Source organism: Clostridium sp. LY3-2, from assembly GCF_024705715.1.
In the GTDB taxonomy this organism is placed as follows: domain Bacteria; phylum Bacillota; class Clostridia; order Clostridiales; family Clostridiaceae; genus Clostridium.
This window is the reverse complement of record NZ_JAMDLQ010000078.1, coordinates 1-672: the sequence shown is the minus strand read 5'-3', so window position 1 is coordinate 672 and position 672 is coordinate 1. Positions and strand designations below refer to the sequence as shown.

The 672-nt window shown below is 30.2% G+C and carries 1 protein-coding gene; it reads left to right on the top strand.

The annotated features are described in order from the left end of the window. Positions 1-669 (top strand): methyl-accepting chemotaxis protein (locus M4I33_RS16840; protein WP_257917852.1); only part of this gene is annotated, 669 nt, incomplete at its 5' end. Positions 670-672 lie beyond the last annotated feature (3 nt).

Sequence of the window (672 nt, the reverse complement as noted above, 5' to 3'; positions counted from 1 at the left end):
CAAGCTGGTAATACTGAAATAGAAAAACTAACTAAAAATATAGAAACATTTAATGCGAGCTTCATAACATTTAACGATTCATTAACTCATACAACAAAAATGATTCAAAAAGTAAATGATATGACAAACTTAATTACAAGTATCTCAGAGCAAACTAACCTTTTAGCTTTAAATGCTGCAATAGAAGCTGCAAGAGCTGGTGAGGCTGGAAAAGGCTTTGCAGTAGTTGCAGAAGAAATAAGGAAACTTGCCGAAATGAGTAAAAACTCAGCTGAAGAGATATTTGGAACAGTTTCTGAAATAGTTTCTAATACAAACAATCTAGTTGAAGGCTCTAAATCAATGACTGAAGACTTAAATAGTCAAAGTCATGTTGTGGATGAAGCTATAAGTGCTTTTGAGAATATTTTAAATTCTGTAGATGATGTTATGCCTTTAATTGAGAAGATTACTAAAGAATTTAATTCAATCAACTCAAGTAAAAACGAAATAGTTGAAGATATAGATAGTATCTCAGCTATATCAGAAGAAATTTCAGCTACTACAGAAGAAATTTCAGCATCAGCTGAAGAATTAAATAGTGCATCAGATAAAGTTTACGGCTCATCTGAAACACTTAATACTTTAACTTCTGAAATGAAAGATAACTTAGATAAGTTTGAAATATAAAAA